Source organism: Sphingobium sp. D43FB (genome assembly GCF_002312805.1).
Classification (GTDB): Bacteria; Pseudomonadota; Alphaproteobacteria; order Sphingomonadales; family Sphingomonadaceae; genus Sphingobium.
In genome coordinates, this window is sequence record NZ_NMUA01000006.1 from 54,155 (window position 1) to 81,022 (window position 26,868).

General features: G+C 63.9%; 31 protein-coding genes. 6 read left to right on the forward strand and 25 right to left on the reverse strand.

All coding sequences use genetic code 11. From position 1 onward, the window contains the following. Positions 1-21: 21 nt before the first annotated feature. From SxD43FB_RS07165 to SxD43FB_RS07245, 17 genes are read right to left on the reverse strand one after another with little or no spacing between them, the layout of a single operon-like run. Positions 22-1,458, reverse strand: coding sequence for a conjugal transfer protein TraH (locus SxD43FB_RS07165; protein ID WP_096061595.1), 1,437 nt, complete (start codon positions 1,456-1,458; stop codon positions 22-24). A gap of 1 nt (position 1,459) precedes the next feature. Next, positions 1,460-2,296, reverse strand: coding sequence for a conjugal transfer protein TraF (locus tag SxD43FB_RS07170; RefSeq protein WP_096061596.1), 837 nt, complete (start codon positions 2,294-2,296; stop codon positions 1,460-1,462). Next, a complete protein-coding gene (locus tag SxD43FB_RS07175; protein WP_255245633.1) occupies positions 2,277-3,962 on the reverse strand; it encodes a conjugal transfer protein TraN in 1,686 nt (561 codons plus the stop codon). Before SxD43FB_RS07175 ends, SxD43FB_RS07170 begins: the two co-directional genes overlap by 20 nt. A 35-nt stretch (positions 3,963-3,997) precedes the next feature. Further along, the gene (gene trbC / locus SxD43FB_RS07180) at positions 3,998-4,759 is read right to left on the reverse strand and encodes a type-F conjugative transfer system pilin assembly protein TrbC (protein WP_096061598.1); all 762 of its coding nucleotides are present in this window, start codon (positions 4,757-4,759) and stop codon (positions 3,998-4,000) included. After that, complete coding sequence (gene traU, locus SxD43FB_RS07185; protein ID WP_255245625.1) at positions 4,756-5,787, reverse strand: conjugal transfer pilus assembly protein TraU; 1,032 nt, start codon at positions 5,785-5,787, stop codon at positions 4,756-4,758. Before traU ends, trbC begins: the two co-directional genes overlap by 4 nt. Then, positions 5,784-6,425 (reverse strand): type-F conjugative transfer system protein TraW, encoded by a 642-nt coding sequence (gene traW, locus SxD43FB_RS07190; RefSeq protein ID WP_096061683.1) that lies wholly within the window; start codon positions 6,423-6,425, stop codon positions 5,784-5,786. The genes traU and traW overlap by 4 nt, the downstream gene beginning before the upstream one ends. Before the next feature lie 17 nt (positions 6,426-6,442). Continuing rightward, a complete protein-coding gene (locus SxD43FB_RS07195; protein WP_255245626.1) occupies positions 6,443-6,982 on the reverse strand; it encodes a S26 family signal peptidase in 540 nt (179 codons plus the stop codon). Further along, on the reverse strand, positions 6,969-7,376 hold the full coding sequence (locus SxD43FB_RS07200) for a type-F conjugative transfer system protein TrbI (protein ID WP_096061599.1): 408 nt from the start codon (positions 7,374-7,376) through the stop codon (positions 6,969-6,971). The genes SxD43FB_RS07195 and SxD43FB_RS07200 overlap by 14 nt, the downstream gene beginning before the upstream one ends. After that, positions 7,373-7,777, reverse strand: coding sequence for a hypothetical protein (locus SxD43FB_RS07205; RefSeq protein WP_096061600.1), 405 nt, complete (start codon positions 7,775-7,777; stop codon positions 7,373-7,375). Before SxD43FB_RS07205 ends, SxD43FB_RS07200 begins: the two co-directional genes overlap by 4 nt. Positions 7,778-7,802: 25 nt before the next feature. Next, positions 7,803-10,349: a type IV secretion system protein TraC gene (gene traC, locus SxD43FB_RS07210; RefSeq protein ID WP_096061601.1), complete on the reverse strand. Its 2,547-nt coding sequence runs from the start codon at positions 10,347-10,349 to the stop codon at positions 7,803-7,805. Further along, a complete protein-coding gene (locus SxD43FB_RS07215; RefSeq protein ID WP_176482696.1) occupies positions 10,349-11,143 on the reverse strand; it encodes a conjugal transfer protein TraV in 795 nt (264 codons plus the stop codon). The genes traC and SxD43FB_RS07215 overlap by 1 nt, the downstream gene beginning before the upstream one ends. A gap of 5 nt (positions 11,144-11,148) precedes the next feature. Beyond that, positions 11,149-12,015: a DsbC family protein gene (locus tag SxD43FB_RS07220; RefSeq protein WP_096061602.1), complete on the reverse strand. Its 867-nt coding sequence runs from the start codon at positions 12,013-12,015 to the stop codon at positions 11,149-11,151. Then, positions 12,012-13,355 carry a TraB/VirB10 family protein gene (locus tag SxD43FB_RS07225; protein ID WP_096061603.1) on the reverse strand — a complete coding sequence of 448 codons (1,344 nt, stop codon included), beginning with the start codon at positions 13,353-13,355 and terminating at the stop codon, positions 12,012-12,014. The genes SxD43FB_RS07220 and SxD43FB_RS07225 overlap by 4 nt, the downstream gene beginning before the upstream one ends. Continuing rightward, a complete protein-coding gene (locus SxD43FB_RS07230) occupies positions 13,348-14,097 on the reverse strand; it encodes a type-F conjugative transfer system secretin TraK (RefSeq protein ID WP_343228834.1) in 750 nt (249 codons plus the stop codon). The genes SxD43FB_RS07225 and SxD43FB_RS07230 overlap by 8 nt, the downstream gene beginning before the upstream one ends. Next, complete coding sequence (locus tag SxD43FB_RS07235; protein WP_096061604.1) at positions 14,097-14,669, reverse strand: type IV conjugative transfer system protein TraE; 573 nt, start codon at positions 14,667-14,669, stop codon at positions 14,097-14,099. Before SxD43FB_RS07235 ends, SxD43FB_RS07230 begins: the two co-directional genes overlap by 1 nt. 12 nt (positions 14,670-14,681) lie before the next feature. Further along, entirely contained in the window at positions 14,682-14,969 is a 288-nt protein-coding gene (gene traL, locus SxD43FB_RS07240) for a type IV conjugative transfer system protein TraL (protein WP_096061605.1), read from the reverse strand. A gap of 29 nt (positions 14,970-14,998) precedes the next feature. After that, positions 14,999-15,328 carry a hypothetical protein gene (locus tag SxD43FB_RS07245; protein WP_096061606.1) on the reverse strand — a complete coding sequence of 110 codons (330 nt, stop codon included), beginning with the start codon at positions 15,326-15,328 and terminating at the stop codon, positions 14,999-15,001. 350 nt (positions 15,329-15,678) lie between these two features. Here SxD43FB_RS07245 and SxD43FB_RS07250 point away from each other — a divergent pair, with 350 nt between their 5' ends. After that, a complete protein-coding gene (locus tag SxD43FB_RS07250; RefSeq protein WP_096061607.1) occupies positions 15,679-16,140 on the forward strand; it encodes a helix-turn-helix transcriptional regulator in 462 nt (153 codons plus the stop codon). Between the two features lie 56 nt (positions 16,141-16,196). After that, entirely contained in the window at positions 16,197-16,445 is a 249-nt protein-coding gene (locus SxD43FB_RS07255; protein ID WP_051093276.1) for an AlpA family transcriptional regulator, read from the forward strand. 17 nt (positions 16,446-16,462) lie between these two features. Here the strand turns inward: SxD43FB_RS07255 and SxD43FB_RS07260 are convergent, their stop codons facing one another. From SxD43FB_RS07260 to copC, 8 genes are all read right to left on the reverse strand, one after another. Beyond that, the gene (locus tag SxD43FB_RS07260; protein WP_096061686.1) at positions 16,463-17,833 is read right to left on the reverse strand and encodes a hypothetical protein; all 1,371 of its coding nucleotides are present in this window, start codon (positions 17,831-17,833) and stop codon (positions 16,463-16,465) included. A 141-nt stretch (positions 17,834-17,974) separates the two neighbouring features. Then, on the reverse strand, positions 17,975-18,370 hold the full coding sequence (gene cueR / locus SxD43FB_RS07265) for a Cu(I)-responsive transcriptional regulator (RefSeq protein ID WP_096061608.1): 396 nt from the start codon (positions 18,368-18,370) through the stop codon (positions 17,975-17,977). After that, positions 18,367-18,867 (reverse strand): SRPBCC family protein, encoded by a 501-nt coding sequence (locus SxD43FB_RS07270; protein ID WP_096061609.1) that lies wholly within the window; start codon positions 18,865-18,867, stop codon positions 18,367-18,369. Before SxD43FB_RS07270 ends, cueR begins: the two co-directional genes overlap by 4 nt. Next, entirely contained in the window at positions 18,864-21,224 is a 2,361-nt protein-coding gene (locus tag SxD43FB_RS07275) for a heavy metal translocating P-type ATPase (RefSeq protein ID WP_096061610.1), read from the reverse strand. The genes SxD43FB_RS07270 and SxD43FB_RS07275 overlap by 4 nt, the downstream gene beginning before the upstream one ends. 87 nt (positions 21,225-21,311) lie before the next feature. Next, positions 21,312-21,974: an isoprenylcysteine carboxylmethyltransferase family protein gene (locus SxD43FB_RS07280; protein WP_255245627.1), complete on the reverse strand. Its 663-nt coding sequence runs from the start codon at positions 21,972-21,974 to the stop codon at positions 21,312-21,314. Further along, positions 21,974-22,222: a DUF2933 domain-containing protein gene (locus tag SxD43FB_RS07285; RefSeq protein ID WP_096061611.1), complete on the reverse strand. Its 249-nt coding sequence runs from the start codon at positions 22,220-22,222 to the stop codon at positions 21,974-21,976. The genes SxD43FB_RS07280 and SxD43FB_RS07285 overlap by 1 nt, the downstream gene beginning before the upstream one ends. A 69-nt stretch (positions 22,223-22,291) precedes the next feature. Beyond that, a complete protein-coding gene (copD, locus tag SxD43FB_RS07290; RefSeq protein ID WP_096061612.1) occupies positions 22,292-23,203 on the reverse strand; it encodes a copper homeostasis membrane protein CopD in 912 nt (303 codons plus the stop codon). Between the two features lie 5 nt (positions 23,204-23,208). Next, the gene (copC, locus tag SxD43FB_RS07295) at positions 23,209-23,604 is read right to left on the reverse strand and encodes a copper homeostasis periplasmic binding protein CopC (protein ID WP_096061613.1); all 396 of its coding nucleotides are present in this window, start codon (positions 23,602-23,604) and stop codon (positions 23,209-23,211) included. A 128-nt stretch (positions 23,605-23,732) separates the two neighbouring features. On the opposite strand from copC, the gene SxD43FB_RS24670 reads away from it, so the two are divergent. Genes SxD43FB_RS24670 through SxD43FB_RS07310 form a run of 4 tightly spaced genes read left to right on the forward strand, consistent with a single transcriptional unit; the run spans position 23,733 to position 26,859 of the window. Beyond that, positions 23,733-24,014 carry a hypothetical protein gene (locus SxD43FB_RS24670; RefSeq protein WP_141249473.1) on the forward strand — a complete coding sequence of 94 codons (282 nt, stop codon included), beginning with the start codon at positions 23,733-23,735 and terminating at the stop codon, positions 24,012-24,014. Beyond that, a complete protein-coding gene (locus SxD43FB_RS07300) occupies positions 24,011-24,451 on the forward strand; it encodes a periplasmic heavy metal sensor (RefSeq protein ID WP_096061614.1) in 441 nt (146 codons plus the stop codon). The genes SxD43FB_RS24670 and SxD43FB_RS07300 overlap by 4 nt, the downstream gene beginning before the upstream one ends. Continuing rightward, positions 24,448-25,011 (forward strand): sigma-70 family RNA polymerase sigma factor, encoded by a 564-nt coding sequence (locus SxD43FB_RS07305; RefSeq protein ID WP_096061615.1) that lies wholly within the window; start codon positions 24,448-24,450, stop codon positions 25,009-25,011. The genes SxD43FB_RS07300 and SxD43FB_RS07305 overlap by 4 nt, the downstream gene beginning before the upstream one ends. Positions 25,012-25,062: 51 nt before the next feature. Then, positions 25,063-26,859, forward strand: a complete 1,797-nt coding sequence (locus tag SxD43FB_RS07310) for a copper resistance system multicopper oxidase (RefSeq protein WP_096061616.1) — start codon at positions 25,063-25,065, stop codon at positions 26,857-26,859. Positions 26,860-26,868: the final 9 nt, after the last annotated feature.

Genomic DNA, 26,868 nt, shown 5'->3' on the forward strand with positions numbered 1-26,868 from the left:
AGAGGGGGAAGAAGGGAAGCGTCAGTGGGTGAGGGCGCGGCTCTGGACCCCGCGCGACCAGTCGAGCGCTGCAGCCATGCCCGGCGACATCTGAGTCGCGAGCACGTTCTCGATGAACGCCGTCTTCTCGATGATCTGCATGATCGCGCTGACGCGCAGGTGCGTGTTCGCCTGCCGGTCGGCGAGCGCCTGGCGCACCACGTTCACCTGGCCCTGCCACATCGCGATTTTGGCTTCGTCGGCGCCGATGAAGCTCGACATCGACCGGCCCGCTTCGCTGACGATCCGGTCCAGGACCGCGAACAGCAGATCGACACTGGCGATCTCCGCCAGCGTTTCGCGGTCATCAGTGGGCATACCGCGGCCATAGGCGGCCTGAACGGTCAGGATCTTGTAGAGCGGGATCGAGGCGACCTGGAGCAGTTCCTTCTGCGCATCGGTGATCGGGGTGTCGTCATGGATCGCCTGGACCATGCCGTCGATCAGCGCCGCCACCCGTGGGCGAAGGGCCTTCGACGCCGGCAGGGCGAACGACTTGAAGCCGGGATCGAGGCACTTGTCGGTCTCATCGCAGTTGAAAATGAGGACGCGGTTGGCTCCGGTGCCATCGAGCAGCGAGGTGACGAGCGTCGACGAGGCTTCGCCGGCGATCGGCACGAACTTGCCCGGCTCGTCGTCCTTGGGCGGCACATAGATGATCGTGCCGATGAGCGTCATCGCATATTCGGCCAGTTCGCGGTCGAACGTCCCGCCCGGTGAGAAGAATGCCGACTTCTTGAGGATGGTCCAGGTGTAGTTCCGAGCCACCCCGGGATTGACGTCATCGTACTTGCCCGACCCTTGCGCCGTGGTGCTGGCGCGCTGGCCTTTGGTGCCGCAGCCATGCTTGGCAGCGGCATAGTCGGTGAAGATGCCTTCGGAATTGCCGATCGCCTCGCAGATCGCCTTGTCCGCAAGGTCGCCCTTGGGCCAGATGCCGCCGACCAGGCCTTGGGCCATCTCGCAGCTGTTGATGTTGAGATTGTTCATGAGCTGAGCCTTCTGGCTGAACTCCTGCATAATCTTCGAACATTCCGGGCAGACCGTGTCGATCGCGAGGCTGAAGGCAAAACCGACCGCATTGTTGGCGACCGCTTTCAGCATCGCGACGATCTCGCTGGCATTGATGAAGCTGAATGAGCCGGCGAAGATATCGATACCGCCGCAGCCGGCGCGCGCGCGCGGCAGTTGCAGGTTGGCGATGTTGGTCGTCTTTTGGGGGAAGCGCGTCCAGACGTTGCCGAGGCTGTAATAACCTGCCGACTGGCCCTGGAACGCGGTCGGGCCGTTCACATTGGCCGCGCCGCCCACATCGTTCAGGAACGAGTCCATCGAACTGCCGACGTCAGCCGAGACGCTGCTGAGAGGGAGGGTGGCCGCGAGGAGCGCGGCCAGCAGCACTGTCTTTGGGCGTTTCATCCTAGTAGTCACGTCCGGCTTCCTTCGATGTGAGGAGGTAGATGCGGTCCTGAAGCTCGTCGGCGGACATCACGCCGTAGCCGACCGGGATTGCGCGGCCCTTGGCAGCGTCCCACAGCACAACCGCCGGCGTGACCTTGGGCTCGAGCCCCATGCGGGTGCGCTGGTTGGTCTCGACGGTGTAGCTCGGGAAATGCCGCGACGGACCGCCGTCGGTCGAGATCGCGCGCACGGTGATGTGCCAGGTCGAGGCGACGCCTTGGACGATCGGCGACATGACCTCGCAGGCGCCGCAGCTCTGCGCGAAGAAGTAGAACAGGCCGTAGCGCTGCGAGAGATTGCCCATGACCGTGTCGCGCTCGGAACTCCGCGCGTCCTGCCATTGGCGCTTGCCCAGCGTCGAGACGGGGCGCTGCAGCGTATAGTCGAGGTCGGGGTCCTGCCAGATCGCCCGCTGCCAGACATCGCTGAACAGCGAGGCGCGGTCGAGCTGCTCACGCTGGAACCGGATATAGGCCGTCACATTGGCGGGCGTGGGCTCCAGGATCGCCTTGGCCTTGAGTTCGCGCAAGGTCGCCGTGACGGCGTCGAGCTGGCTGGTCGCGCTGGCACTCGGGGCCGGAATTGCCGTGTCGCGCTCGGGCGGCTTGGGCCTGGTGCAGTAGAACCAGTATCCGAGCCGGCGCTCCGCGCAGTAGAAGCTGTCCTGCTTGTCGCTGGCCGAGATGAGTGGCGGCTCCTCGGCTCCCGCCGGGGTGGCAACGAGCGGGCAGGAGGCGATGAGCGTGAGGCAGGCGGCCAGAAGCCGCCCGCTGGCCTTACTGGCGTGCGCGGGCATAATAATCCTCGATCTTCTGCTGGATTTCGGTGGCAGCCTGCAGTTCGTCAGGCAGGCGGGCGGCATCGGTGAACTCGGCATAGACTTCGCTGAAATCCATCTTCGAGAGGTCGAGCCGGGCGAACTCGTCGATAGTGAAGCCAAGGCACTGCTCGGTCTTGGGCTTGCCCCAGGGCCGGCCCAGCTGCTGGCGGCCCTGCTCCTGGAGGATCCGCGAGAGCTTGGATTCGAAGCAGCAGTAGACCTTCTTCTTGGTCAGGCAGACGCCGAGGAACGAGGACGAGCAGTAGGTCCCGACATAGGCGCACAGGCCTTGCACATCGCGCTCGTGGAGCAGCATCTCCTCGCGGCTGCACCCCAGCGCCACGAGCAGCTGGATTCCCGGGATCAGCGGAAAACCCTTGCCCTTGCAGCAGTTGAGAATGCCGAAGACCTTGGACGAGCACGTTTCGCGGGTGCCCTTGAACAGGCTGAGCGTGTCGGGATCGAACTCGCGCCGCGCCTGGTTCATCGCATTGAGGGCAACCGCCGCATCCTTGAACTCGTCATTGGCCTCGCGCTCGATCGTCTCGCACGAGCCGTCGATGCAATAGACGTCGCCGTCGCAGATGAACTGGTTGGTGTTCGCCGGCTGGTCGGGAACCGGGCAGTCATAGACCCGCTCCCAGGTTCGGCACGGCTCGTCCGTCAGGCAATCCTCGCGCACCAGTTTGCAGCCGGGCGTGCTCTCCAGCGTCTGGCAGTCCTGCGCCTCGGTATAGGTCGCGCAAGCGTAGCTGCGCGACCAGGCCCAGCAGGGCTGGGTGACAGCCACGCCATCGACGATGCGCGTCACCGGTTCGCTGTCGGTGCAGCTCTCGGTGTCCTGCTGACAACTGCTATCACCGGCGAGGCTGGCGCACTGGCTTTCGTCGCGCGTCGTCGTGACGACATTCTCGCCTGTCACCGTGTAGGGCGTCGCGCCGTCGACCGGGGACGTGCAGCTGACCAGATCGACCCGGAGGTCGCCCGAGTTGCAACCCCAGTAGATGCCCAGATAGGGATCGCACAGGTTGATGGGGTAGGACTGCGTGACCGTGCACTGCGGCGCTGGATAGCGGTTGCAGTTGTAAACCGTAGCTGGATCAACCCCGTTGCCGCCGACGCAATAATAGCCGTAGACCTGCCGCTGCTCGACCCGGGCGGTGAGCGTCACCGGGCAGTTCTTCGCCTCCTGGGTCGCTGTGTAGCCGGTGTTGCAGGTGGCCATGTAGCGTGCGGCGCTGCCCGTTCCCGGAGGCAGGGGGACGCAGCGGCCCTGGGTGCCGCCGATCGCCATGCCGCTCGTATAGGAGAGCGGATCGTCACTAATGACCTTGCTGCGCGCAATGGTCGCATCGAGATCCTGCGGCGCGAAGCGCGCGCGCCGATCCATCGAATCCTTCATCGTGCGATAACCGGTGCTGGTGCTCGTCTGACTGGCCGCTTCACGGCTCATCCGGTCGGGGTCGTCGAAGTAGCCCGATTGGCTCGGTACCCCGCCAAAATTGGGCACCCGGCTGGCATCGGGTTGGACCGTCGCGGCATTCTGCGCCGTCCCGGCCTTGTCCTTGCCGAAAGCTTTCCCGTCGGCCTTGGCGGCATCCATGGTGCCCTGGGCCTGAGCGTGGGCGAGGGTGGGGCACATGAGTGCGAGCGCGATGCTCGCGAAGAAGGTGCCTTTCATGGCTTTTGCCTTTCAAGTCGGGCGAGATGCTGGGCGGCGAGCTTCGCGCCGGGGCCGCTGCCTTGCGCAAAGGTCGTGAGCGCATGGGCCGTGGTCACATTGCCGCTCATGCGATCGAAGGGCGGGACGGCGGTGGTGCAATCGAACCCGTCGCACAGGTCGAAGTCGCTCGAGGTGACGATGTAGGTCGGCACGGTTTCGATGCCGAAGGTGCGGAACAGGCGCGGGTCGATCCCGACACCGTCCATCTGTTCGCCGGGCTTCAGGACACGCGACAAGGCATCGGTCATGACTTTGGCCGAGCCTTGCGTAAGCCCGCGGAACACGACCACGCCGCCGGCGCGCGTCACGTCATCCATCATCTGCCGAAGCGCGGGGGCCGGCATCGACAGCGACGCAAAGGCAATGAAGCGAGGGGCCTCGCCCAAGCCATTCTTGGCCATGTCGCTCGCATCGACAACCATCCGGTCGAAGTCGAATGTCGGATCGCTGGTTTGCCCGCGCGGCTTGGGTTCGTTCGCATAGCCCCGACCGTTGGTCTTGCCCGCTTCCGCGCTTGCAGTGGCTTCAGCCGTCACCGCGCTGGCCCGTGCGCGGGCCTGGGCCGCGAGTGCATCGGCCTCACCGGCTTCGCTTGCCGCTCGCGCGCGGATCGCCTCGAGATCGATGTCCGGGGCGGTGCTCTGGGCAAGAGCGCCGCCGAGGGCTGCCGTGCTCGCAAGTGCTGTCAGCACAATATGGTGGAGGGAGGTTTTCATAGCGCGCAACAGTTCCGCTTGCGCCAGACCAGATAGCCCATGTCCTCGCCGATGGCGGGGTAGACTTGGCCTGCCGACATGAAGGTGGTGGAAGCCCCAATGGGCGCGCAGGCGTAGCGGCCCTTGGTCTGCGGATTGGGATTGGTGGCCTGGAACCGGTATTGCTGCTTGCGCATCACCGGCATCAGGTACTTGCCGCACAGGCCCTTGCCGCCCATCGTGCCCCAGGCGACGAGTTCGCGGTGGAGCTTGTAGGCAAACCGTGAAAGCGCGAGCCGCGAGGCCTGGACATGGCCGATCGTCGCCGAGACGTTGCCGTTGAGCGGATACATCGTGCCCTGGCAGCCCGCGCACCAGAACAGCGCGTCCGACGGCAGCTTGGCTGTCGCGAGGACGCAATCGGCAGCGCATGCCGCCAGCGCCAGCGGATTGGCGAACAGCACGGCCTCGGGGTTGATGATCGCAGTGAGCTCGCTGTCCTGCCAGAGCGGGTCGATCTCGGTGATGTAGAGAATGTCGATCGAGCCCGATTCAAGGCACAGGAAATCGGCTACGATCTCCATCCAGTAGATCAGCGGGTACGCATACCAGTGGACGTGCCACTGCGAGTTGTACTGCGTCGCGCCGCCGACCGCCGAAGGCCCGGCCATCGACTTAAAGCCAATGTCGAAGCCTGGGTCGAGCTTCATTCCGCCGAGGTTGACGAAGCACCAGGGCTTCATGCTGACATCGGCAAGCCGCACCGGCTCCCAGAACCCCATGGCAATGCCGGGGCGCAGCCCGCACAGGCACACCGGCAACGCCGGATTGTCGGGGTCTGGCCGCCCCGATGGCCAGATCTTCAGGCCACCGATCGAGATCGGGAACAGGCACGACCAGCAGATATCGGTGATCGGGTTGACGAACTTGCCGGTGCAGCGGCCCGGCCCCGCCGAAGCGGACGCCGGGGAACTGCTGGCAAAAGCCAGGAGCAGCGAGGCGAGAAGCGCAAAGCAGTGCCTTGCTGCTGGGCGAGATTTCCAGATCATGGCTGTTGTCCAGGCTTGGGCCTGATGGCCTGTTCGGTAACGAGGAGGACGCGGCCCTGCTGCTCGACCGTTGCTGGCACCGCACGGATGCCGAAGCGTTCGACAAGCTTGCCGCCCTGGTCGAAATAGAAACGCCGTTGGCGTGCCTTCATCAGATCGAGCGGGGCGCCGTTCACCAGGATGAACTTGGCCGTCGTTCCGGCGTAGCGCCTCGCGGCCCAGTCGACTTGGCGCTCATCGTCGCCATCGAGGAAGACCAGCGGCGCGCGTAGCGGGACTGTATCGAGCGGATTGACGCGGGTGCCCCGCGCCATGATGACCCGGCCCTTGTCATCGCGGATATCGGCTTCGACCGCGATGGTCGGATCGAAGTTCCAGCGCCGCATGACCGATGCCGGCACAATTCCGGCTACCGGCGCCGGGCGCTTGACCCGTGCGATGGTCCGCCGCTTCAAATCCTCGTTAAGCCGGGCCGTCTCGCCGGTTTTTTCTAGGTGCTGGAGGCGCGCATGGATCTGCTGCAGGAGATCGGGCTCGATCACCGGCCAGACGGCGCCTTGCTGGCCGTAGTCGCGGGCCACGGCCTGCCCTGCGAAGATCTGACCGCCGAGGACCAGCGTCAGCGCAGTGACGCACAGGGGGAAGCTGAGCGCCTTCACAACACCGGCCTCCCGACCCCGAGGACGGATCTGGCGCAGATCCAGCCAATCGCGGCGTAGCGGCTGTCGAACCCGTCCTTGTGATCGGTCGCAACGAAGTAGCAGCCTTTTGGAATCGTGCCGGTCGGCCCCAATGCCAGCGGTTCGCCGAACCGGCTGGCGATCTTGGCGACAGCAACCGCCTTGCCGCCCACAAAGAAGGTGCGGTCCTCCCTTGTGACCAAGTCTCCGGCAATGCCGAAGACTCGTTTGCCGAAGGGCTGCGGCGCCGCGCCGAAATGCCGGGTCAGCAACGCCGAGGGTGGGGGATCGAACAGGATCAGATCGCCGCGCGCGGGCACTGCGCCGCGGTCAAGCCAGATCGCCCAGTGCGGCAGTGACGGGCTGGCATTGATCATCAGCGCATGGGTCTGCGCGAAGTTCGTGGTCGCGCCGAGCGCAAGCGCAGCGCCGCCAAGCCCGGCCCAAAGGGCAAGCCGTGGCCAGACCGCGCGGAGCCGGCCAGCGGGGGGCGAGGATGCGTCAGCGGCTGGCATGGGCGACGGCCCCCATCCGGCGCGCGACGTCGGCGCGCACTTCGCCGGTCAGATCCGGCACGGTCCCGGCGACCACGGCTTCGGCGACAAGGACCGTTCGCCCTTGCTTTCCGAGCTTTGCGACCGAGGCTTCGACCGCCTTCAAATAGGTCTCGACGCGCGCCTTCATCGCTTCGGGCGGTCTGCCCGAGCGGGCCTCGGCCTCTACGAAGTCGCCCATGATCCGGGAGAGTTGGACCGTGACGACCTCGCGGCGTTCGAGCTTGACGATCTTGTGGGTTGCCCAGGCGCCCCAGAGCGTCGAACCAAGCAGGCTTGCCGACAGCGCGAGCGCGCCAAGCGAGACACCGGCGAAACGGCGCGGCGCGGTCGATGTTGCCAAAATGTTCCTCACGAGACTTCCTTTCGGGGAGCAAGGGCGGCCGAGACATCATCGAGGAAGCGCGGCAGGCGCCAGATCACGATCAGCGTGGCCACGCCGAACAGGCCGAGCTTCAGTTCATTGATGAAGCCTGCTTGCCGTGCATGATCGGCCGCGAGGTAGTGCGCGGCAAGATTGCCGAGGTGCATGAAGAACAGGCCAAGGTCGCCGCCCGCCAGCAGCAGGAAGAAGAGCAGCGGCAGTCCGAGGACCGCGAGGTAGATCGAGCCAAGGTAAGCCCCCGCCTTGATCAGGATGAAGCAGATATCGCGCAGCGGCTGCCGCCAGTGCCGGGTGCTGATGGTGCCGCGCCGATTGTCGCCGGGCGGCGCTTCCACTTCGCGGTCGAACGGGGAGACAAGGTGAAGGGGCATGGAAAGGTCCTCTGGTTGGCTGGATTCAGTCGTGGTCGGGAAAGGCAATGCGCTCGATCGCATCGGCAAGCTGGTGGCCGCGCGCGATCTCGGCATCGATCGCCGCGAAGGTCTGGGGCGAGCTGGAGAACAGCGTGGCCGAATAGTCGTCGAGTACGAGCCGGCCGATTGTCTCGGTCTCCGGTCCCTTGATGAAGACCTCGGAATAGGAGTTGCCCTGGCGCTTGAGGCTGCGGATCAGCGTCTCGGTGCGGTCGTCCATGTCGAGGCGTTTGCTGGCCTTGAAATCGGCGATCGTCTCGGGCTTCTGCTGGAGGATCAGCATCCAGTCGCTGTTCTCGAGTGCCGCCGTTGCACCATCGGACTTGTAGTAGTCGTTCAAGGACTGGGTCGCGGTGGCAAGCGCGCCGCCGTATTTGCGGCAGGTGCGGGCATAGGTTTCGACGAACTCACCCATCGAGCCGCCTTTCAGCATCGACCAGGCCTCGTCGATGAGCAGCAGCTTCCTCACCGAGCGCGGGCTTCGCGTCATCGCCTGGCTGGTCATGAACATGATCGCCGAGAGGACCACCGAGCGCAGTTCCTCGCGGGCTGCCAGATCCGACATCTCGAAGACGGTGAAGTCGCTGGTCAGGTCGAGGCTGGCCTGGCCCTCGAAAAAGGCGCCGTAAGTGCCGCCCGCCATGAACGGACCAAGCGCGGTCGCCAGGTCGGTCGCGGTGTCGTGGCCGGAGCCGCCCAGCGCCTCGCCGATCGCGGTGATGGTCGCCTGGGTGCCGAGCTCGCTCCACACCGTGTTCACAGCCCGGTCGATGAGCCCGCGCTCGGTATCGGTGAGCGCGGCGGAATGCCGCGCCATCTGCCCAACGATGGCCTTGACCATGCCAAAGCAGTCGAGGCGGTAATCGTCGTCGTCGTCGGCGCGAGCGGCATCGATCATCGAGAAGGGATTGAGGCAGAAGCCCGCTTTCATCGTGAACTCGACAAACCGGCCGCCTTGGAGCTTGACCGAGTGCTCGAAACTGCGCCCGTCGTCGATGACGACGACCTTGGCGCCGGCTCCGCGCAGCGCTGCGCACATCTCCTGCAGGAGCACCGACTTGCCCGACCCCGACTTGCCGCAGATCGCGACATTGTGGTTGCCGGCCTCGTTCTCGAACGGCGACCAGAAGAAGGGCTGCCCCCGCCGGCCGATGAACAGCATGTGCGGATGCTCGCTGCCAAGATATTCGCCCTGCATCGGCGCGATATTGGCCGCCGTGGTCGAGAGCAGCGTGCGGAAGCGTTTGAGGCGTTCCATGTCGGCGGCGAGCCCGTCGGCGAGCGTCAGCGGCATGGCGGCGAGCAGGCCCTGGATCTGGAGATAGCGCTCGTCGGCAAGGTCCCAGCCTGCGGCCTTGTAGATCGACTTCACCGCGCGTTCGTGGCGGTCGCCAAGTCCGGCCGGAGAAAAGGTCGTGAGGCCATAGAAGACCCTGACCAGCCGTCGGCCCTCCTGGAGCTCGGCCTGGACGTGTTGCCATTCGGCCGACTGCTCAGCCAGACGCGGCAGGAAGCGCGCGCTGCGCGTTCCCGCCAGGCTGGTCGTGCGCATGAATTTGAACCCAGCCTTGGCCGCGGCGGCTTCCTGGTCGGGGTAGACAAGGCACAGCATGGTCGCGGTGGGACAAGGAAAACGCAGCTTGTCGGTGAATAGGTCGCCAATCAAGCGTGCGCATTCCCAAGGCGCCCAGCGCGGAGGCATATTGCGCGCGCCAAAATGCCGCACGTCGAAGGTGTCGGGATAGACGGTGCCGATTTCGGGCACGCCGTCGCTCAGCGCGCCGGTCGCGCGGAAGCGCTCGGTCTTGAGGTGCATCCGGTCCTCATGGACGATGAGTTCGATGTCGCGCCGGATCGCCTGGTCGGCAATCGGGTCATTGGGGTTATACGGCACGGCATCGTCCTGCGGCGCGGTGGTCGGCGAGGTCAGATCGTCGATCAGCGCGATCAGGCCCTGCGGCTCGACTTCGGCGACGCCGAGATTGAGCGACTTCAGCATGGCGATGAGGCCTTCGCGGGTCTGGATCAGCTCCTCATTGGGGACGGCCTTGGCTGCCGGCACGCCTACCGAAATGATCACCTGGTGGTGACGTGCGTGGAACGGTGCGTCGTCCGAGGCCGAGTGCCAGACCATGCCATAGAGGCGGCGTGCCCGGTGGCGGGCGATGGCCTCATAAACGCCGCCCTGGAGATAGCGCGGCGCAAACCACGGAGCGATGATCCGGCTGATGCGCGGGGATGCAAGGTGCAGGACCTGGAGGCAGGCTCCCGGCGGCAGTCCTTCGGAGAAGAACTGCCCCAGGATTTCGCCGGTGCGCTCGTCGGCGCCAATGAGCGGCGTGACCGCCAGGACGAAGCCCTTCGATCGTGCGTTCACATAGAGCCGGCTGAGCGGGTCATAAACCCGGTAGGGCAGCCAGTCCGACAGCATGTCGAGCATCAGCCGCTGACGCGCGTCCTCGGCATGTTCGGCGTCGCCAAGCAGCCCGGTCAGCAGCCGGTCGCACAGGACTCGAAACGAGACGGCCATCACTTCTTCCCTTCAGGAGATGCGTCCGCAGCCTTGCTGACGGGAGCGGCCCGGGTGTGGTCTGGCGCGCTTTCCTGGGCCTTGGCCTTTTTCGTCTTCGCGGCTGCGAGGGCTTCGAGGCTCGGGAACTGCAATCCGGGCAGGGAAGAGTGTGGCCGAGGGGTCCGATCATGCGGGGGAGAGGACATGTCGAACCCCTCGACCGCCGGTGCCTGAGCACCGGCGATTGCCTCGGCCGCCGTGGAGGGGAGGGCCAGCGGCGAGGCAAGCGGGAAGGGGGAAGTGTCGCCGGCTATCAGCGGCGCATTGGCGTCAGTGGCGCTATCCGGGGTAAAAAGAGTGGGGCTGATAGGCTCGGCATCGGCAGCGGCATTCTGCGCGGCCTTCAGTTGCTTGCGCAGCTGACGCATCAGCTCGGGAGCCTCTGCGCCCTCCTTGCGCCGCAGCGCACCGGCCCACTGCGGGTTCTCGACAACCGCCCAGGCCACGGCTTCATCGTGGAGCGTGCCGGCCTCATCGACATGCGCCGGAAACACGATCCGGATCGTGCGCTCGGCCGTGCGGGCCACATCGCCGCTCGCGATCCCGGCGCGCACCCGCGCCGTCTGGAGGCCGGCAGACGGCAAGCGCCCGAGCTCGGCGGTGGCGCGCTGGTCGATCACATGGGAGGGCGCGCAATCGCCCTTGGGCGCGCGGCAGGTAAAGTGGCCTTCGATGTTGGTGCCAAGGCCCACGCAGCCGCTCGAGACGAGGGCAAGCGCGGCGAGCGGGACGAGACGGACGTGGGAAGACATGACGATCAGCCTTTCGGGTTGGACGGCGCTGCCGTCAGAAAAGCGCGCAGCGCAGACGCCGGGCGGTAGCCCTCGATGACCGCGCCATCGGACGGGCGGACGATGACGGGTGTCCCGCCGAAGCCATGGGCCTTGGCAAAGGCCTCGTTGGCATCGAGGCCGCTGGTGTCACAGGGGCCCGGATTGGCGAGGGCGAGGCCCGAATAGGCGGCGTTCAGCGCGACTTCGGGACGCGGTGAACACAGCACCCGCTCGGAGTCCTTGCGACTTTCCGCGCCGAAGATCGAAATCGGGCGTTCTTCGACCCGCGCACCGATCGCCCTCAGCTCCTCCTTCAGCTTCTTGCAGTAGCTGCAATGGAAGTCGGAGAAGACCACGACCCTGGGGCCGTTCGCCGGTCCCCAATGGATCGCGCCATTGGCGGGAAGTCCGGCGAGCGAGACCGTTTTGGGTGCCGCCGGGCGCTGCGGCGGAGCCGCGTCGCTGTCGCCTTGGCGCCGCGCTGCACCCGCCGCGAGCAGGTCGGGGTTGAGCGCGAGAAGCCGCGCTGCCGTCAGATCCTGGCGCGCCTCCATGTCGTAGATGCGCCCGATCACAAGATACTTGGCGCGGGCATCGACGTAAAAAAGCGTCGACTTCGAGGCGACTTCGCACAGGCCGCCAAGCCCTGAGCAGTTGATCGCATCGATCGGCGTCTTGGGCAGCCGGAGCTTCAGCGCGGCGCGCACCTTGGCAAGGTCGGGGGCGGCACTGGCGGGGCTCGCGAGATGGGCCGCGCCCCAGCCGGTTCCGGCCGAAAGCGTGGTCAGTGCGACGAGGCCGAGTGCAACTCTTGCCCAGCGGCGGGGCCGCGTTTGCGTTTCTTCGATCATTGGGAATTCCTCACATAGACGCCGTCCAGGAAGACGATCTCGACATCGATGCCGGTCGGCATCTCGACGACGGGCTGGTACTGTTCAGCCCGCTCGATCAGGTATTTGCTGACCGTATCGGCGGCATCGGCCGCGCCCTGCCCGAGGCCGCCGCCGAGAATGTCTCCGGGCGAGAGCTTCGAGCGGGTGCCATCGGCATTGGTGGTGACGCCTGAAAACGTGCTGTTGGCATTGGCGGAGAACCCCCGCCCGAAGCCGCCGACGATGCCGGCGAGCAGCGCCTGGGTGACCAGATTGCCCTCGCGGCTGACGACGCGGCCGCGCACCCCCGACTTGCCGGCAAAGCTGATGAAGCCCTTGACCTCGGAGACCGCGACGCGGCCGCCCGGCTGATCGCAGGTCATGCGGGCCAGCTTTACATAGACCTTCTCCGATGAGAGATCGCCGCGCGCGGCTCCGTTGACGATGCAGCCCTGGATGCGGGTGGTGAGCACCTTGCCGTTCTGCAGGACCGAGCGTGCCGGGCCGGTGATCCGCAGGACCACCGGCAGCGGGTCGGTCTGGCTCGCAACCCCGGCCGAGGCATCGACGCCGACAATGACACGCGCCGAGGCATAAGAGTTGGGGGGCAGGAAGTCGGGCGAGTCCTCGACCACCAGTGGCGGGGCGTCTGGTCGCGCGACCTTGAGACCGGCAGCACTGCCCTTGTCCCCGGTAAAGCTCATCAGCTTCACTTCGCCGGGTGCGCCGCTGTCGGGCGGACTGGTGGCCTGGCCGCCGAGCCCGGGCGGAACCGGCGCACGGCCGCGCGCATCGTAGCCTCCCGCCTGCGGGCCGTAGGCGGGCAATGGACTCGCTGGGTGAGGGGCTGCTGGCCCGGCTGTGGCTTGTTCCTTCAACCGGGCGTTCTCGGCAGTGATAGCATCGATCGCGGCCTGCCCGTCGGTGCGCATGGCCTGGTTTTCGGCCTTGAGCGCTGCGAGCTCGGCTTCGACCTGGGCACGCGGCAGCTGGGCGTCCTTGAGCGCCTTCTGCTCGCGGGAGACGGCATCGAGGCGATTGCCATAGACCGCCACGAATTCGCGCTGGGACAGGTCGCGGTTGACGAGGCCAGCCGTGTCGATCGTCTCGGCATCGCCAGCCTTGCCATCCTGCTTGGGATCGTCCGATCCGAAGATGAACCAGCTCCCGCCAGCGAGCAGGACAGCGCCGACACCGGCCAGAAGCAGCTGCTGGCGCTTTGCGGTCCGGGCATTGAGGCGGACGAGATTGCTGCCCTCATGTTGATCCGGCTGCGCGCCGGTGTCGGGGGATGCCGCCTCGCGGGTCGTATCAGTCATGGGTCTGCTCCCCATTGGGGCCGACGACATAGGCGGTCGTGCTGGCACCGGGTTCGAGGGCGGGATTGGCGATCGCCACGGCCAGCGCGTCGCGCGGGGCCAGATCGTGCTCGGTGATGGTCATCGGCCGGTTGCCGCGATTGGTGAGATGGATGACCTTGCCGGTCAGCGCCGCGCCGCGGTAATCGGCGATCAGCTGCACCTCGAGGGAACCGACGCGCGCTGGAAGTGCAGCCGACTGGCGGATCCGGTAGCCGTCGATCGCGGCGTTGTTCGCCATCGCCTGGACCAGACGCACCGCGGTTTCGCCCAGCGGGGTCTCGGTTTCCCAGCGGGTCGCGTCATTTCTGGCGATTGCCGGATTGGTAATGAAGACCTGTTGGGCCTCGATCCGTTCGACCGGGCAGGCGAGCTTGTAGACGTAGCCCTTCTTCGTCGTTGCAAAGAAGCTGATCTTGGCCGCCGCGTAGGTTTCGGGGACGGAGACGTAGATGTCCCCGCGCACCGGCTCGTTGGTGACGGCAAAGTCGTTGTAGGGATAGCCGGTCGAGAGCTTCGACACGCTGGCGAACTGGTCGCCGACCAGCGCAAACCGGGTCAGTTCGCGCGCCGAGACCGAGCATTCGATCGTGCCGCCATCGGCGGTCTGCTTGAACTGGTCGGCCTGCGCCGGACTGGCCAGCAGGGCCGCGAGCAGGGGGAGGGCTGCGGCGGTTCGCCGCAGCTGGGGCATGAGTTCCATCACTGGCTCTCCTTGGGTTTGTCGTCGGTGGGAAGCTGGGCAAACCCGGCCAGCGCGAGGCGCAGGCCCCGGTAAGTCCAGGTGAAACGGAAGCGCCGGTCGTCGCTGGCAATGACCTGGGCGCCGACAAAGGTCTTGAGCGTGCCCTTGACCTCCGAAGTCAGCCCCTTGGGATCAACCGTCATCGACTTGATGACGAAGGCCTGGGTCACATCGGAACCGCGCTGTTCCTCGACAATCCGCACCAGGTCGGCCTTCAGGCGGCCGTGGCTTGCCGGATCGGCAAGGTCGAGGATCGCCGCCATCCAGTAGTCGAGACCTTCAGGACTGCGATTGAGCAGCATAAGCGCCGCATCGCGGGTGACAAATTCGAGGTAATCGGCGCTGGCGCCGGCGCTCGATACCGTCAGCGGCGCGCGCAGCGTTGGCAGCAGCACGACCTCGCGGTCGCGTGTGGCGGCAAGACCGCCGGTGACGACGACCGCGAGAGCGAGGCCGGCACTTGTCAGCGCGAACATGTTGCGCTGGCGCAGCAGGGCTTGGCTGCGTTCATGAGAAAACTGGGCAAGCATGAGCCTCTCCCCTCAACCGGCCAGCAGCCGGCAATGGGAGGGCGGCGTCATCCTGAGGCCGGTGAACCCCGCAGGCAGATACCAGTAGGCGGCATGCAAAACCCAGGAGCTAGCGCGTCCTGCTTTCGCCTTTCGCAGTGCGAACCAGGCGCCAAACGAGAGCCCGATGCCGATAAAGATATGCTGTGCGAGGATTCCCCAGGTGAAGGGGATGATCATCCCGGCGAACTCGTCGAGGGTCCAGAAGCCGATTAGCTCCGGATCGTCGAGCCGACGGGGAATGATGTACCGATCGTTCATGATGACGCGCGCCCTCCTGTCCGCCGCCGTCAGATGACGGCGGTGACGACAGAAGTGACGATCGGCACACCCGTGCCGACGCCGATGCCGACACCTACGGGGACCGCGATCTGCGACAGGGTGAACCGACCCGAGGCGAGGCCGATGAGGCCGCCCGCGAGGCTCAGCACGGTGATGATCTTGCCTCCCGAACCTTCGAGAAAGTCGGTGAACTTGGTCAGTGCCGGGGCGAAGGTGGTGTCCGCGCCGGCATAAGCGGCGCTTGCTGCAAGTGCAGCCACCGCGACCGGGAGAACGAGGCCGGCGGCCTGGGTGAAGCGAGGGGCGCCGAGGCGCCGGGGGAGGGCAAGTGCAGGCATGAAGAAAGCTCCAGTTGGAGGGTTGGACACAGCGTCTTGCGTTCGCTGTGTGTTCTTCATGCATCTAGGAAAATATCGTAGGAAAGTGTGAATGTGCGATGGGGCCGAAATTCGGATGCATACGGACAAAAGGAATGTGGGGAGGTGACTGAAAACGGTTAGATAGCCGCATTATGGCCAATATATCGACGTTGGAATCGGCGGAATGCGACGGCGAATCGCGGCGTGGCCGTGTCTCATTTCAAATGGCCTAGAACCTAGATGTTCTAATATTGTTCTTTTCGGTTTCCTACAGGTAGACGACTGCGATATGCCTGCGAATCATGTGATCATGATGGAGTGACGCGACGATGCCCAGCCAGCCTTCCACGCCCCACGCGGCCAATGAGCGCCTTGCACGCACGCTGTGTTGCGCAGTGGATGGAGCGGGTAAGCCGCGTCACCAGGTTGCCCGCGAAGCCGGGATGCACAAGGACACGCTGCTGCGCGTCATCCGCGGCGAACGCCCGATTACGCTCAATGAGGCGGCCGGAATCCTCGAGGCTTGCGGCGCTCCTGTACGCGCCACTCTTGCGCTCGTGCTCGCTGGACATGAAGCGCTTGCCGCGCAGTGGATGCACCATGAGATGGGCGCCTTCCTCGAGGAGTTCTTCTCCGCGCTGCCAGGCGAATTGCACGAGGCGCTCGGCGACAGGATTGGTGATTTGCGGCCGCGCTGGGCGATCGGCACGTCGCGCCTGGTTGCCCGCATGCTGTCCAAGCACATCGATGAATTTGCCGATCGTGATCTGTCACTCGCGATCGGCAGGTGAGGGGGAGGCGATGATCGGAGGGGAACCCGACAATTGCTTTGTCCAAGGATTTTCTCATGCCTTCCATCCAGTTGAATACTGAATCGTCAGCCTCGCATGCAGGCGTTGATGCCATCCCGTATCCGCCTGCGCCGCGGCTAATCCGCTTGCCCGAAGTGATGGCCCGTGTCGGATTGAAGCGGTCCGCAATCTACCAGCGCATGAGCGAGGGCCGGTTCCCGAAATCGCGGTCGCTTGGCGGCAAGTGCACGGTTTGGGTTGAGGCTGAAATTGACGCTTGGATCAATACGGTAGCGGCGCGCTAAGTGCCCCGGATCTCAGCTCATTGAATCGATGATCCCGATGGGGTCGGTTGAGGGACTTGCCCGCAAGCTTGGTCCAAGCAGGATTCAGGGCCCGTCACTTCAAGAACCGGGGAAAATCCGCCCCCTGCCGTCCGCATGTTGGTGGTTTGGCCTTGATAAAGCCGTGCGGCGGCGAGCAGCAGCTCGCCAGCATATGTGTATAGTCGGATGTCAGTTTTAAGAACGATGCTTTCACCCGCCACAGATGCATTGCGTGCGCTGGGCGCGGCAAAGGCTTGCGCGACATATACGCCGCTGACGATCTCATCCCATACCCGGCGCGTGAGCTTGTCACCTCGATACGCCGCTTTGCTGCCATGACCGAGGGCCGGTTTGAAAAACAGGTTCCGGCGTTCACGCCAGAGATCCTCGCTATTCACCGCCGTGACGACAACGGTGCGCGGCAGGCCGCTACGCAGAACGGCTCGTCGTGCGGTCGACAGACCCCACTCCTCCAGCCGTGCATCGTCGGACAGAAGCGCAAGGTTGCGCTTGTCTGCGAACAGGGCGTGCACGTAGGGCGACGGCGTTAGGACGACTGCGCCCTGAAGGTACGCGGCCTGGAGTGCGGCATGTCGCGGCTCCTCGAGTGAGAAATCGACCAGGCGGTTGTAGACCAGGTCGATCGTTCGCCCGTTGACCGCAAGTTTCTGTCCGTCAAACGTCATTTCTGCGGGATCAACGATCACTGCCGGGATACCCTGTGCTTCGAGCATCTCCTTCGCCAACTGAAACTCTGGGTATAAATGCTGCTGCTCGGGCAGGTCATCGACAATCGCAACCAGCGCCGGCTTGCCGGCACCCCGTTGCAACTGCCATTCGGCTGTAAACATTCGAGCCACGCGCTCGGCAAACTCACTTTCAGTCGGGGGTCTGGCTTGGAACTCTGCCTCCGGACAGCAAGCATGCTGTGCCCCCGCCAGAAACGCATTGAGGAAAGCGCCACCGGCATTGGTGTTCACCTCAATGAGCTTCGGACCGTCAGGAGCCAGGTGAAAGTCGTAGCCCATGAATGCCCCGATCGGCCCGAAGTCCAGTTGCGCGGACGGCGGGGCATGGGACAAGGTGGCTGCACGATAGGCCGGTAACTGCGCGGCCCCCTCAACGGCATCGACGATCAGCATCATTTTGCCCAGCGTTGCCGATGGAACGAACACGGGAACATTGGAAAACAGCGTCGGATGCGATGCACTCAGCCGCTGCGCATACCCTTCGATCCGGACTGCTCTGTCCAGGGCTTCTTCCAACTCCATCCGGTCGAGTGAGATACAGAAACAGCCCAAGTTAAGCTGCTCTGCAATCGCTTCCGTGGCGACCGGCACGCCGTTCGGGGGCTCAATGGGGGACACCTCGTTCCTTTCTGGCATAAGTATTGGCGCAACATGAACGCTTAAACTGAGAGGATGAAGCCAATTCGTCTGGGGTTAGCATCATCAAGCTATGCCGTCGTGAGAGATAAGTAACGGCTGCTCACCTGCATTTTCCTCGCATCACTCTTGATTGCGTGCGATCCCGTTGATGATTGGGCAATCAGGCCGTGCGTCTCCGGAACAGTGCTCTGCCAACGTCAACAATGTCACGCGCATTTGTTCCAACTGCTCGGCCTTTCTATGAAGCTCGGCGGCACGGGCAAGACCAAGACTCTTTACGTCTGCGCTCGACCGATTGCGATCTGCCCAGAGCGAGAGCAATTCGCGAATTTCCTCAATCGGAAAGCCGAGATCCCGCGCATTCGCGATGAACCGCAAACGATGCAGGTCATCGGGGGCGTAATCGCGAAACGTGCCGTTGCGTCGCGGCGGTGCCGGGATCAGTCCGATCTTCTCATAATGGCGGACCATGCGCTGCGACACGCCCGTTGCTTGCGCCACTTGCCCGATGTTCAATGTGCAGATCCTTCGTGCTGGCTCTGAACTTCGTGCAGCATGTTCTCGACACACCAGCGCGCGAACGTCGGTGCCAGCAGTCGCCCAAGCCCGTGGCGCACACCCGATCGCGGCAAGGCGTAGTCGATCCAGACACGAAGCTGGCAGCCCATCACGACCTCTGCGATCTCGAAGCCCATCCGATAGTCTCGGATGACGACAAGCTGCGGAGTTCCGATCGTCGCCCAGAACTTGCGCAGCGGGGGTGCGCGCTCCTCGATGATCTCATCTAGGGCAATCGCGAACCCAAACCCCTTGCCGGTCAGACAGATAACAGAACCCACCGCTTTCCCAGCCAGACCATCAAGCTTACATTGCATAGAGCCGCCGCCCATCATGAGCGATGGCTCGCTCATGTGCCGGGTCAGAAGGTCCGGTTCATCGGCAACAGCGAAGACGCTTTCCGCTGACCCGTCAATTATCGTGGTCGCCTCGAAATGAAGCGGCAGATCGGTCACAGCCGCACGATCCGCAGGCGCAGAGCGTTGGTGATTACGCTCACCGAGGACAGGGCCATGGCCGCAGCCGCGATGGCGGGTGAGAGCATCCAGCCAAACGCCGGATAGAGTGCGCCCGCTGCGATCGGAATGCCGGCGACGTTATAGGCGAAGGCGAACACCAGGTTCTGGCGGATGTTGCGCATCACCGCGCGCGACAGTTTTCGCGCCCGCACGATGCCGCCCAGGTCTCCTTGCAGCAAGGTCACTCCGGCGCTTTCGATCGCAACGTCAGCCCCGGCCCCCATGGCGATGCCAACTTCCGCCGCCGCCAGCGCCGGCGCATCATTGACGCCGTCCCCGGCCATGGCGACGCTGCGACCCTCGGCGCGGAGTTTCTGGACGACGCTGGCTTTGTCTTCGGGCAGAACTTCGGCCTCGACATCGTCGATTCCGAGGCGGGCCGCGACGGCCAGCGCGGTTGTCCGATTGTCTCCCGTCATCATGACAATGCGGATGCCATCGGCCTTTAACTCGCGGATTGCCTGGGCCGAAGTCTCCTTGATCGGATCGGAGATGCCCAGCAGTCCGGCGAGCTTGCCATCGATGCTGGCGAAGATCGCGGTCGCGCCTTCGGCGCGCATCGCTTCGGCCGCTTCGTTGAGCGTAATCGTATCGATTTTCTGCTCCGCCATGAAGCGCGGTCCGCCGAGGAGGACATGCTTGCCCAACACCGTACCGGTCACGCCGCGCCCGACCGGTGAATCGAAATCGCTCGCCTGCTCCAGAACCAGCTTGCGGTCTTGTGCGGCGCGCAAGATGGCATCGCCCAGCGGGTGCTCGCTGCCGCGCTCAAGGCTGGCGGCGAGGCGCAGGATTTCGTCCTCGTCCCATCCGCTGGCGGTGCGAATACCGGTGACCGCAGGACGCCCTTCGGTCAGCGTACCGGTCTTGTCGACGATCAGCGTGTCGATCTTCTCCAACCGCTCGAGCGCCTCGGCATTCTTGATGAGCACGCCTGCCTGCGCGCCGCGTCCGACGCCAACCATGATCGACATCGGCGTGGCGAGACCCAGTGCACAGGGGCAGGCGATGATTAGCACCGACACGGCAGCGACCAGGGCATAGGTCAGGCGCGGGTCCGGGCCGAACAGGGCCCAGGCGGCGGCGGCGACCAGCGCGACCGCAATCACCACCGGCACGAACCAGCCCGAGACCTGATCCGCCATGCGCTGGATCGGCGCGCGGCTGCGTTGCGCCTCAGCTACCATCTGCACGATCCGCGAGAGCAGCGTCTCGCTGCCGACCTTCTCGGCGACCATGATGAAGCTGCCGGTCTTGTTGAGTGAGCCTGCAATTACCTTGGCGCCCGCTTCCTTGGTGACCGGCATGGATTCGCCGGTGACCAACGATTCATCGATCGACACGCGGCCCTCGGCGATGACACCATCGACCGGCACCTTTTCACCGGGGCGGACCCGCAGATGATCGCCTACAATGACAAGATCGAGCGTAACCTCTTCGTCCTGGCCATCCGCAGTAACCCTGCGCGCCGTCTTGGGCGCGAGGTCGAGCAGCGCCTTGATCGCGCCGGAGGTGCGCTCACGTGCGCGCAATTCGAGCACCTGTCCGAGCAGGACCAGCACGGTGATGACCGCCGCTGCCTCGAAATAGACCGGCACAGTTCCCATCGCGTCGCGAAAAGCCGGCGGGAACAGCGACGGCGCGAAATGGGCAACGAGGCTGTAGAGATAGGCGACGCCGACACCCATGGCGATCAGCGTGAACATATTGAGGTGGCGCGACTTGAGCGAAGCCCATCCACGCTCGAAGAAGGGCCAGCCCGCCCAGAGCACGACGGGTGTTGCGAGGACAAACTGGATCCAGTTCGATGCCTGCTTGCCAACAATCATCATGAGGCCGGTCAGATGTCCGCCCATCTCAAGGGCAAAGACCGGCAGAGTAAGCACTAGCGCGACCCAGAAGCGGCGGGTCATGTCGGCCAGTTCGGGATTGGGACCGTGATCGGCCGACACAGTTTCCGGCTCCAGCGCCATCCCGCAGATCGGACAGGAACCGGGGCCGACTTGCCGGACCTCGGGGTGCATCGGACAGGTATAGATGACGTCACCGGCGCTGGCGAGCACCGGCGGTGCTACCTTCTTAGAGAGGTACTGATCAGGATGGGCGACGAACTTCGTTTGGCAGCCTGCGCTGCAGAAATGGTATTCCTGGCCCGCGTGGGTTGCGTGGTGTTCGGTGGCAGCAGGGTCCACCTTCATGCCGCAAATCGGATCTGTCGCACTTTCTGCGCCTGTTTTCGGGCCGCCGCCGCAGCTCGCGCCATGTTGGTGCGCCTTGTGATCAGTCGATGCCATATCGATTCTCCTTCAACGCATCATCATGTGGGGTCTGACATCATGTCAGGGTCAAGCGACTATTTTGCCAGTAACAAGGGAAACTGCTCAATCTGCGCTTCGGGCTCGCCAATTTGGAAAGAAACTGCCCGTGCGCGCCATGTAGCCGCGATAGGCATCGCCAAATTCGGCAATGGCGGCCTTTTCTTCATGACGGGCGAGGCGGACGTACATCACGACCAGAACCGGATACATGGCCAGCGTCAGAAGCGTTGGCCATTGCAGCAGAAACCCGGTCAGGATCAGGATGAAGCCGACGTATTGCGGGTGCCTGAGCCGTTCGTAGATGCCGGTGGTCGCCATTGCACCGCGCTGTTGCGCTGCATGGAGTACGGCCCAGCCCACCGAGATCATCCAGAACCCAGCACCAATCAGGACAAAACTGGCCATGTGAAATGGGCCGAAGTGGGGGTTGACCCGCCACCCGAACATCATCTCGAGCAGATGGCCGGCGTCATGCGAGAACCAGTTGACGCCGGGATAGTGCGACTGGAGCCAGCCGGCGAACAGATAGATGGTGAGTGGGAAACCATACATTTCGGCAAAGAGCGCGACGAGAAAGGCGCTGAACGCGCTGAAGCTACGCCAGTCCCTTGCCGATTGCGGTTTGAAAAAGCTCAGAGCGAACAGGATGAACACCACCGAGTTGACGAAAGCGAGACCCCACAGGCCGAAGCCCTGCATCTGATGCGTGGCCGCGGTGCCCTCCATCACTGTGCGCCGGCGTCGCCGGCCCCCTGTGTCTTGCCAGACGGCGGACCACCGCCGTGTTTGTGACCATGATGCATGAAGAGGTGCATGATCGGGCAGGACAGGAAGAGCAGGAGCGGCAAGGCGCTCAGCAGGTGCACGGTGTGCTCGGTGAAGAGGTAGTAGCCAGCCACGATCGCGAAGCCGACGAAGACGAGTTTGGCGAGGCCGGACATCTTTCCACCGCCATGGGGGTCATGCTCTGACATGGAATGGTCCTTTCAAATGACGGGACGACTGACGGCCTGCGCTGGCAGGTGAAGATGGAATGCGACGCGTCACCAGCCTGGTTCCAGCGTTCCGAGCCATGCGACCAGGCCAAGGACCAGGCACGCAGCAGCCAGTTCGACGACCATACTTGATCTTATTCGGCGAATGGTCATCGCTTTGTTTGAGTGGTCGGTGGCGCGTTCCACTGCGGGAACAAGCCGGAACCGGTGGAGCGCTGCGAGCGCAAGCATGAGACCGAACAGCGCCAGCTTGGCCACCATCAGGACAATGTAGGTGGAACCGATGCCGGGACCGAGAGGCTGGCCGCCGAGAATAGCGAACCCGTTGATTAGCCCTGTGACAATCAGCAGTGCGACAACGAGCGACCCTAAGACACCGAAACTCCTGAGGCATCGTTCGGCTACGGTCAGATCAGCGAGCGAAGGCTTCGGACGGGCCACCATATAGAAGAGGCAGGCAATCGCGCCCAGCCACACGCCAGCGGCCAGCAGGTGCACAATGTCGGCAATCAGGTGAGGCCACGCCAGCGCGCCGTCGGTAGCAACGCCATGTCCGTTCCATGCCAGTGATGCGAGAGCGATGCTGCTCAGAGCGGCAATCCCAGTCAGCGCGTTCGTGTTGTTCGTCGAAACCAGCAAGACGAGGGCGAGGGCAAGCAAGGTGACCGCAAGGCGCAATGCAAAGGCCCAGCCCACGGGAGCTGTCAGGAGGATTGAACGGGCAAGGTCAGGATCGATGGAAGCAATAGAAGTGCCTGCCATGCTGGCGACAAACACGGCAAAACCCAGCATGTTGAGCGCTACTGCGCCGAGCCCCAGTAGGATCAGGCAAGCCCGGAATGGGAGCAGGCTGCGTTCCGACGGGCGCAACGCATAAAGACCGAACAGCGGCACGCCCAGTTGAAGTCCTTCAACTGCAAAAAGACCGAAGCGTATGGCTATGACCGGCCCCTCCGACATATCTGCTACCTGACGGAGAAGGCGAACTGGCCCTGGATTCGATGCGTGTCAGCCGACACCGCATGCCAGGTCACGGTATAGGCCCCGCGTGGCAAGGCCCTCGCAAAAGTAGCGATCAGTGTCTTGCCGTCGGACGAAAATTTCGTCCGGATCGCGGGCAACGGAGCCATGCCCGTGTGAGCCGCATGATCAGCATGGGACATACCGGCAGGCGCAATTTCCAGACCTGTCAGTTGCGGCATCAGCCGTTCGGAGAAGCGAAGGGTTATCTGGCGCGCATTTTGTACCGCTGACTGCGCGGCGGGGATCGAGGATACCAGCCTTGGATGAGCCAGCGCGGGAACGGCCGTTGTCATCGCAATCGCAGCGATGGCGGTGGCGATCGATCTGATGGTCTTCATGCAACACTCCTGGGATATCTGCAGGCAATACGCGGGTCGCGCCCTGACCCCTCACATTCCAGCCCAAAATAATTTGAGGGATTGGTCCTTCCGTTGCGTATGAAGGCTGACGAGTTTGGAGAGGAAAAATGACAGATATCGAAAGCGCACTTGCCCGATTGCGAGACCTTCCGGTTGATCCGCGCCTTAGCATGATCGATGCTGCGGTACTTGACGGGTTGCAGCGGGAACTGGCTGCGGGCGGTCGTCAGTCAGGCGGGCTGTTTGCAACAGCGGCCGCAGTCGCACTCGTTACCGGGCTTTTGGGTTCCGCCATTCCTGGTGCACCTGCGAATGCAGCGTCAAATTCGTTTCCGCTGGGAGCGCCTGCGGCGCTGGCCCCGTCGACGCTGCTGACGAGTGCGGAATGAACAATCGATCCCGTTACCTGCTGGTTATCCTCATCGCCTTTGGTGCGGCATTGGCAGGCGTCTTTGTGGGCCGCAGCTACATTGTTCCGCCCCCGCCAGTTGAAAGCGAGCTTCACCACCTCCTCCACGAGAAACTCGATCTGGATTCTGGCCAGGAAACGAAGATCGAAGCCCTTGAAGCGCAATTCGCCATCCAGCGGCAGGCGCTCGAACTGGAACTGCGAGCGGATAACTCCCGCCTCGCGCAGGCTATCCAGACCGAGCGCGGCTATGGCCCGCAAGTCAGCGCAGCGATCGACCGTTCGCATCAGGCGATGGGAGAACTCCAGAAGGCAACGCTCGAGCACATATTCGCCATGCGCAGTGTGCTGAGACCGGAACAGGCCGCGCAATTTGATGACGCAGTGGTCAAGGCGCTGACCGCCGAGGCAAAATGAGCCTCGATCTTGGTGCGTGTTCGGACGGCGAACTGGCAGCTCTGGCGATCGGAGGAAGGCAAACCGCCTATACCGAATTGTTGCGTCGGCATCGCGATGCCATTTTCCGTTTCGCCAGGGCGCATACCGCCGACGACGATGCAGCTCTCGATATAGCCCAGCAGACCTTCATTGCCGGATTTGCCGCGCTGGGGCGCTTCGATCAGTCGAGGCCGCTCAGGCACTGGCTGACCCGTATTGCGCTCAACAAATGTCGTGATTGGGCACGGCGCAGAAAGGTGAGCGCGCTCTTCTCGTTTGCTACGCCATTGGAAAGCGCCCCTGATCCGGTCGATCTCTCGGCCGATGTTGAACGCGAAGCCAGCGATCGTGAGGAACTGGCCAATGTTCTTAGCGCAATGAGCAGACTTCCGGCTAAGCTCAAGGACGTAATGGTGCTGCGCACGGTCGAGGGGCTTTCGCAGGTGGAAACTGCCGTGCTTTTGGGCATTACCGAAAAAGCTGTCGAAACGCGGCTCCACCGCGCACGCAATAACTTGCAGGAAATTTTGAGGGTCTGACGCAACTTCTGCGTATCTGTACGCAACAGGTATCAGGCAGGACTGCTTCCCATGACTTCCAACTACGCGTCCGTTCCGGGCATAGATCGCCGCGCGCTGCTGCGCGGTGCCGGCCTCGCTGGCAGCGGCTTTGCACTTGCCGCGTGGATGCCTGCCTGGGCACAGCCGGTTTCCCGCGGCATCGCCCGACCGGTGCCGCAGCTCTCGGGCGACACCATTGCTCTTCGAGTTGCCCACGAGATGGTTCGTGTCGACGGCCGTGATGCCCACGTCATTGCAATGAATGGCACCGTGCCAGCGCCGCTGCTGCGACTACGTGAAGGGCAAAAGGTCAGGATCACGGTCGACAACGCGCTGGATGAGGAGACCTCGGTTCACTGGCACGGGCTGCTTGTGCCGTTCCAGATGGACGGGGTGCCGGGGGTCAGCTTTCCGGGGATCAAGCCGCATTCGTCATTCACTTATGAGTTTCAACTCGAGCAGTCGGGTACTTACTGGTACCACAGCCACTCCGGCCTGCAGGAGGCGATGGGCCATTACGGCCCGATCGTGATCGATCCCAAGGATGTCGATCCGATCGCTTATGATCGCGAACATGTGGTTGTCTTTTCCGACCACAGCTTCATCCACCCGCATACGCTGTTCACGAAGCTCAAGCAGGAATCCGGATATTTCAACCGGCAGAAGCAGACGCTGGCGGGGTTGGCGGAGGGCAAAGACCAGACCCATGCCGAGCGCCTTGAATGGGCGCGGATGCGGATGGATCCTACCGACATCCTCGACGTGACCGGTTCGGTCTATACCTACGTTGTCAACGGCTATGGTCCGAATGACAATTGGACGGCGCTGTTCGAGCCTGGCGAACGCGTCCGGCTGCGGTTCATCAACGCATCGGCGATGACGATCTTCAACGTCCGCATCCCGGGTTTGCGGATGACGGTGGTTGCGGCCGACGGACTTCCGGTGCGTCCGGTTCCGGTCGACGAACTGCAAATGACCATTGCCGAGACGTACGACGTGATTGTCACGCCGACCGCGGATCGCCCCTATACGATCGTCGGTGAGGCGGCTGACCGGTCAGGTCTCGCTCGCGCTACACTGGCTCCCCGGCCGGGGATGGCTGCTGAGGTTCCGCCGTTGCGCGCACGTCCGCTGCTGACGATGAAGGACATGGGCATGGGAGGCATGGATACTTCTGTCTCCGACGATCCACATGCCGGGCACGACATGGAAGGCATGGATATGCCTGCATCCGGTGGCGGCGCGGTGGGGCAGGCGGGCGCTACCGGACACTCGATGTCGATGCGCGACGGGGCCAATGCGCCCCAGGTGGTGCTTGGCCCCGGTGTTCAGTCGATCGCGCCGATGCCTGTGGACCGAACCGGAGAACCCGGCGTCGGCCTTGAGAACGTCGACCACAAGGTTCTGGTCTATCGCGATCTCGTGGCGCTGGAGCGAAATCCAGACGAACGCGGGGCTGCGCGGGAAATCGAGGTTCACCTCACCGGCAACATGGAGCGCTACATGTGGTCGATGGACGGTAAGACGCTATCGGAGGCGAAGACGCCGATAGCGCTCCGGACGGATGAGCGGGTGCGCGTGACCCTGATAAACGACACCATGATGAATCATCCAATCCACCTGCACGGGCATTTCTTTGAACTGGTCACCGGACACGGGGCGTACAGCCCGCGCAAGCACACGGTAAACGTCGCACCGGGCGGCAAGGTCAGCTTCGACGTGACCGGTATCCACGGCGACTGGGCCTTCCACTGTCACATGTTCCTGCACATGCACGCAGGGATGATGCGCGTGGTGCAAGTGCGTGATGCGGGAGATGCGGCATGACCCGGCTTG

Bases quoted from the DNA above. Each gene is read 5' to 3' on its own strand.
- SxD43FB_RS07245 (WP_096061606.1), bottom strand. From the start codon at position 15,328: ATGCCTGCACTTGCCCTCCCCCGGCGCCTCGGCGCCCCTCGCTTCACC.
- traL (WP_096061605.1), bottom strand. From the start codon at position 14,969: ATGAACGATCGGTACATCATTCCCCGTCGGCTCGACGATCCGGAGCTA.
- SxD43FB_RS07305 (WP_096061615.1), top strand. From the start codon at position 24,448: ATGAGCCTCGATCTTGGTGCGTGTTCGGACGGCGAACTGGCAGCTCTG.
- copC (WP_096061613.1), bottom strand. From the start codon at position 23,604: ATGAAGACCATCAGATCGATCGCCACCGCCATCGCTGCGATTGCGATG.
- SxD43FB_RS07230 (WP_343228834.1), bottom strand. From the start codon at position 14,097: ATGGAACTCATGCCCCAGCTGCGGCGAACCGCCGCAGCCCTCCCCCTG.
- copD (WP_096061612.1), bottom strand. From the start codon at position 23,203: ATGTCGGAGGGGCCGGTCATAGCCATACGCTTCGGTCTTTTTGCAGTT.
- SxD43FB_RS07255 (WP_051093276.1), top strand. From the start codon at position 16,197: ATGCCTTCCATCCAGTTGAATACTGAATCGTCAGCCTCGCATGCAGGC.
- SxD43FB_RS07280 (WP_255245627.1), bottom strand. From the start codon at position 21,974: ATGGAGGGCACCGCGGCCACGCATCAGATGCAGGGCTTCGGCCTGTGG.
- SxD43FB_RS07235 (WP_096061604.1), bottom strand. From the start codon at position 14,669: ATGCTTGCCCAGTTTTCTCATGAACGCAGCCAAGCCCTGCTGCGCCAG.
- SxD43FB_RS07285 (WP_096061611.1), bottom strand. From the start codon at position 22,222: ATGTCAGAGCATGACCCCCATGGCGGTGGAAAGATGTCCGGCCTCGCC.
- SxD43FB_RS07205 (WP_096061600.1), bottom strand. From the start codon at position 7,777: ATGCCCCTTCACCTTGTCTCCCCGTTCGACCGCGAAGTGGAAGCGCCG.
- traU (WP_255245625.1), bottom strand. From the start codon at position 5,787: ATGATCTGGAAATCTCGCCCAGCAGCAAGGCACTGCTTTGCGCTTCTC.
- SxD43FB_RS07170 (WP_096061596.1), bottom strand. From the start codon at position 2,296: ATGCCCGCGCACGCCAGTAAGGCCAGCGGGCGGCTTCTGGCCGCCTGC.
- SxD43FB_RS07310 (WP_096061616.1), top strand. From the start codon at position 25,063: ATGACTTCCAACTACGCGTCCGTTCCGGGCATAGATCGCCGCGCGCTG.
- SxD43FB_RS24670 (WP_141249473.1), top strand. From the start codon at position 23,733: ATGACAGATATCGAAAGCGCACTTGCCCGATTGCGAGACCTTCCGGTT.
- trbC (WP_096061598.1), bottom strand. From the start codon at position 4,759: ATGAAAACCTCCCTCCACCATATTGTGCTGACAGCACTTGCGAGCACG.
- SxD43FB_RS07250 (WP_096061607.1), top strand. From the start codon at position 15,679: ATGCCCAGCCAGCCTTCCACGCCCCACGCGGCCAATGAGCGCCTTGCA.
- SxD43FB_RS07195 (WP_255245626.1), bottom strand. From the start codon at position 6,982: ATGCCAGCCGCTGACGCATCCTCGCCCCCCGCTGGCCGGCTCCGCGCG.
- SxD43FB_RS07275 (WP_096061610.1), bottom strand. From the start codon at position 21,224: ATGGCATCGACTGATCACAAGGCGCACCAACATGGCGCGAGCTGCGGC.
- SxD43FB_RS07165 (WP_096061595.1), bottom strand. From the start codon at position 1,458: ATGAAACGCCCAAAGACAGTGCTGCTGGCCGCGCTCCTCGCGGCCACC.
- SxD43FB_RS07220 (WP_096061602.1), bottom strand. From the start codon at position 12,015: ATGATCGAAGAAACGCAAACGCGGCCCCGCCGCTGGGCAAGAGTTGCA.
- SxD43FB_RS07225 (WP_096061603.1), bottom strand. From the start codon at position 13,355: ATGACTGATACGACCCGCGAGGCGGCATCCCCCGACACCGGCGCGCAG.
- SxD43FB_RS07175 (WP_255245633.1), bottom strand. From the start codon at position 3,962: ATGTGCCCCACCCTCGCCCACGCTCAGGCCCAGGGCACCATGGATGCC.
- SxD43FB_RS07215 (WP_176482696.1), bottom strand. From the start codon at position 11,143: ATGTCTTCCCACGTCCGTCTCGTCCCGCTCGCCGCGCTTGCCCTCGTC.
- SxD43FB_RS07300 (WP_096061614.1), top strand. From the start codon at position 24,011: ATGAACAATCGATCCCGTTACCTGCTGGTTATCCTCATCGCCTTTGGT.
- traC (WP_096061601.1), bottom strand. From the start codon at position 10,349: ATGGCCGTCTCGTTTCGAGTCCTGTGCGACCGGCTGCTGACCGGGCTG.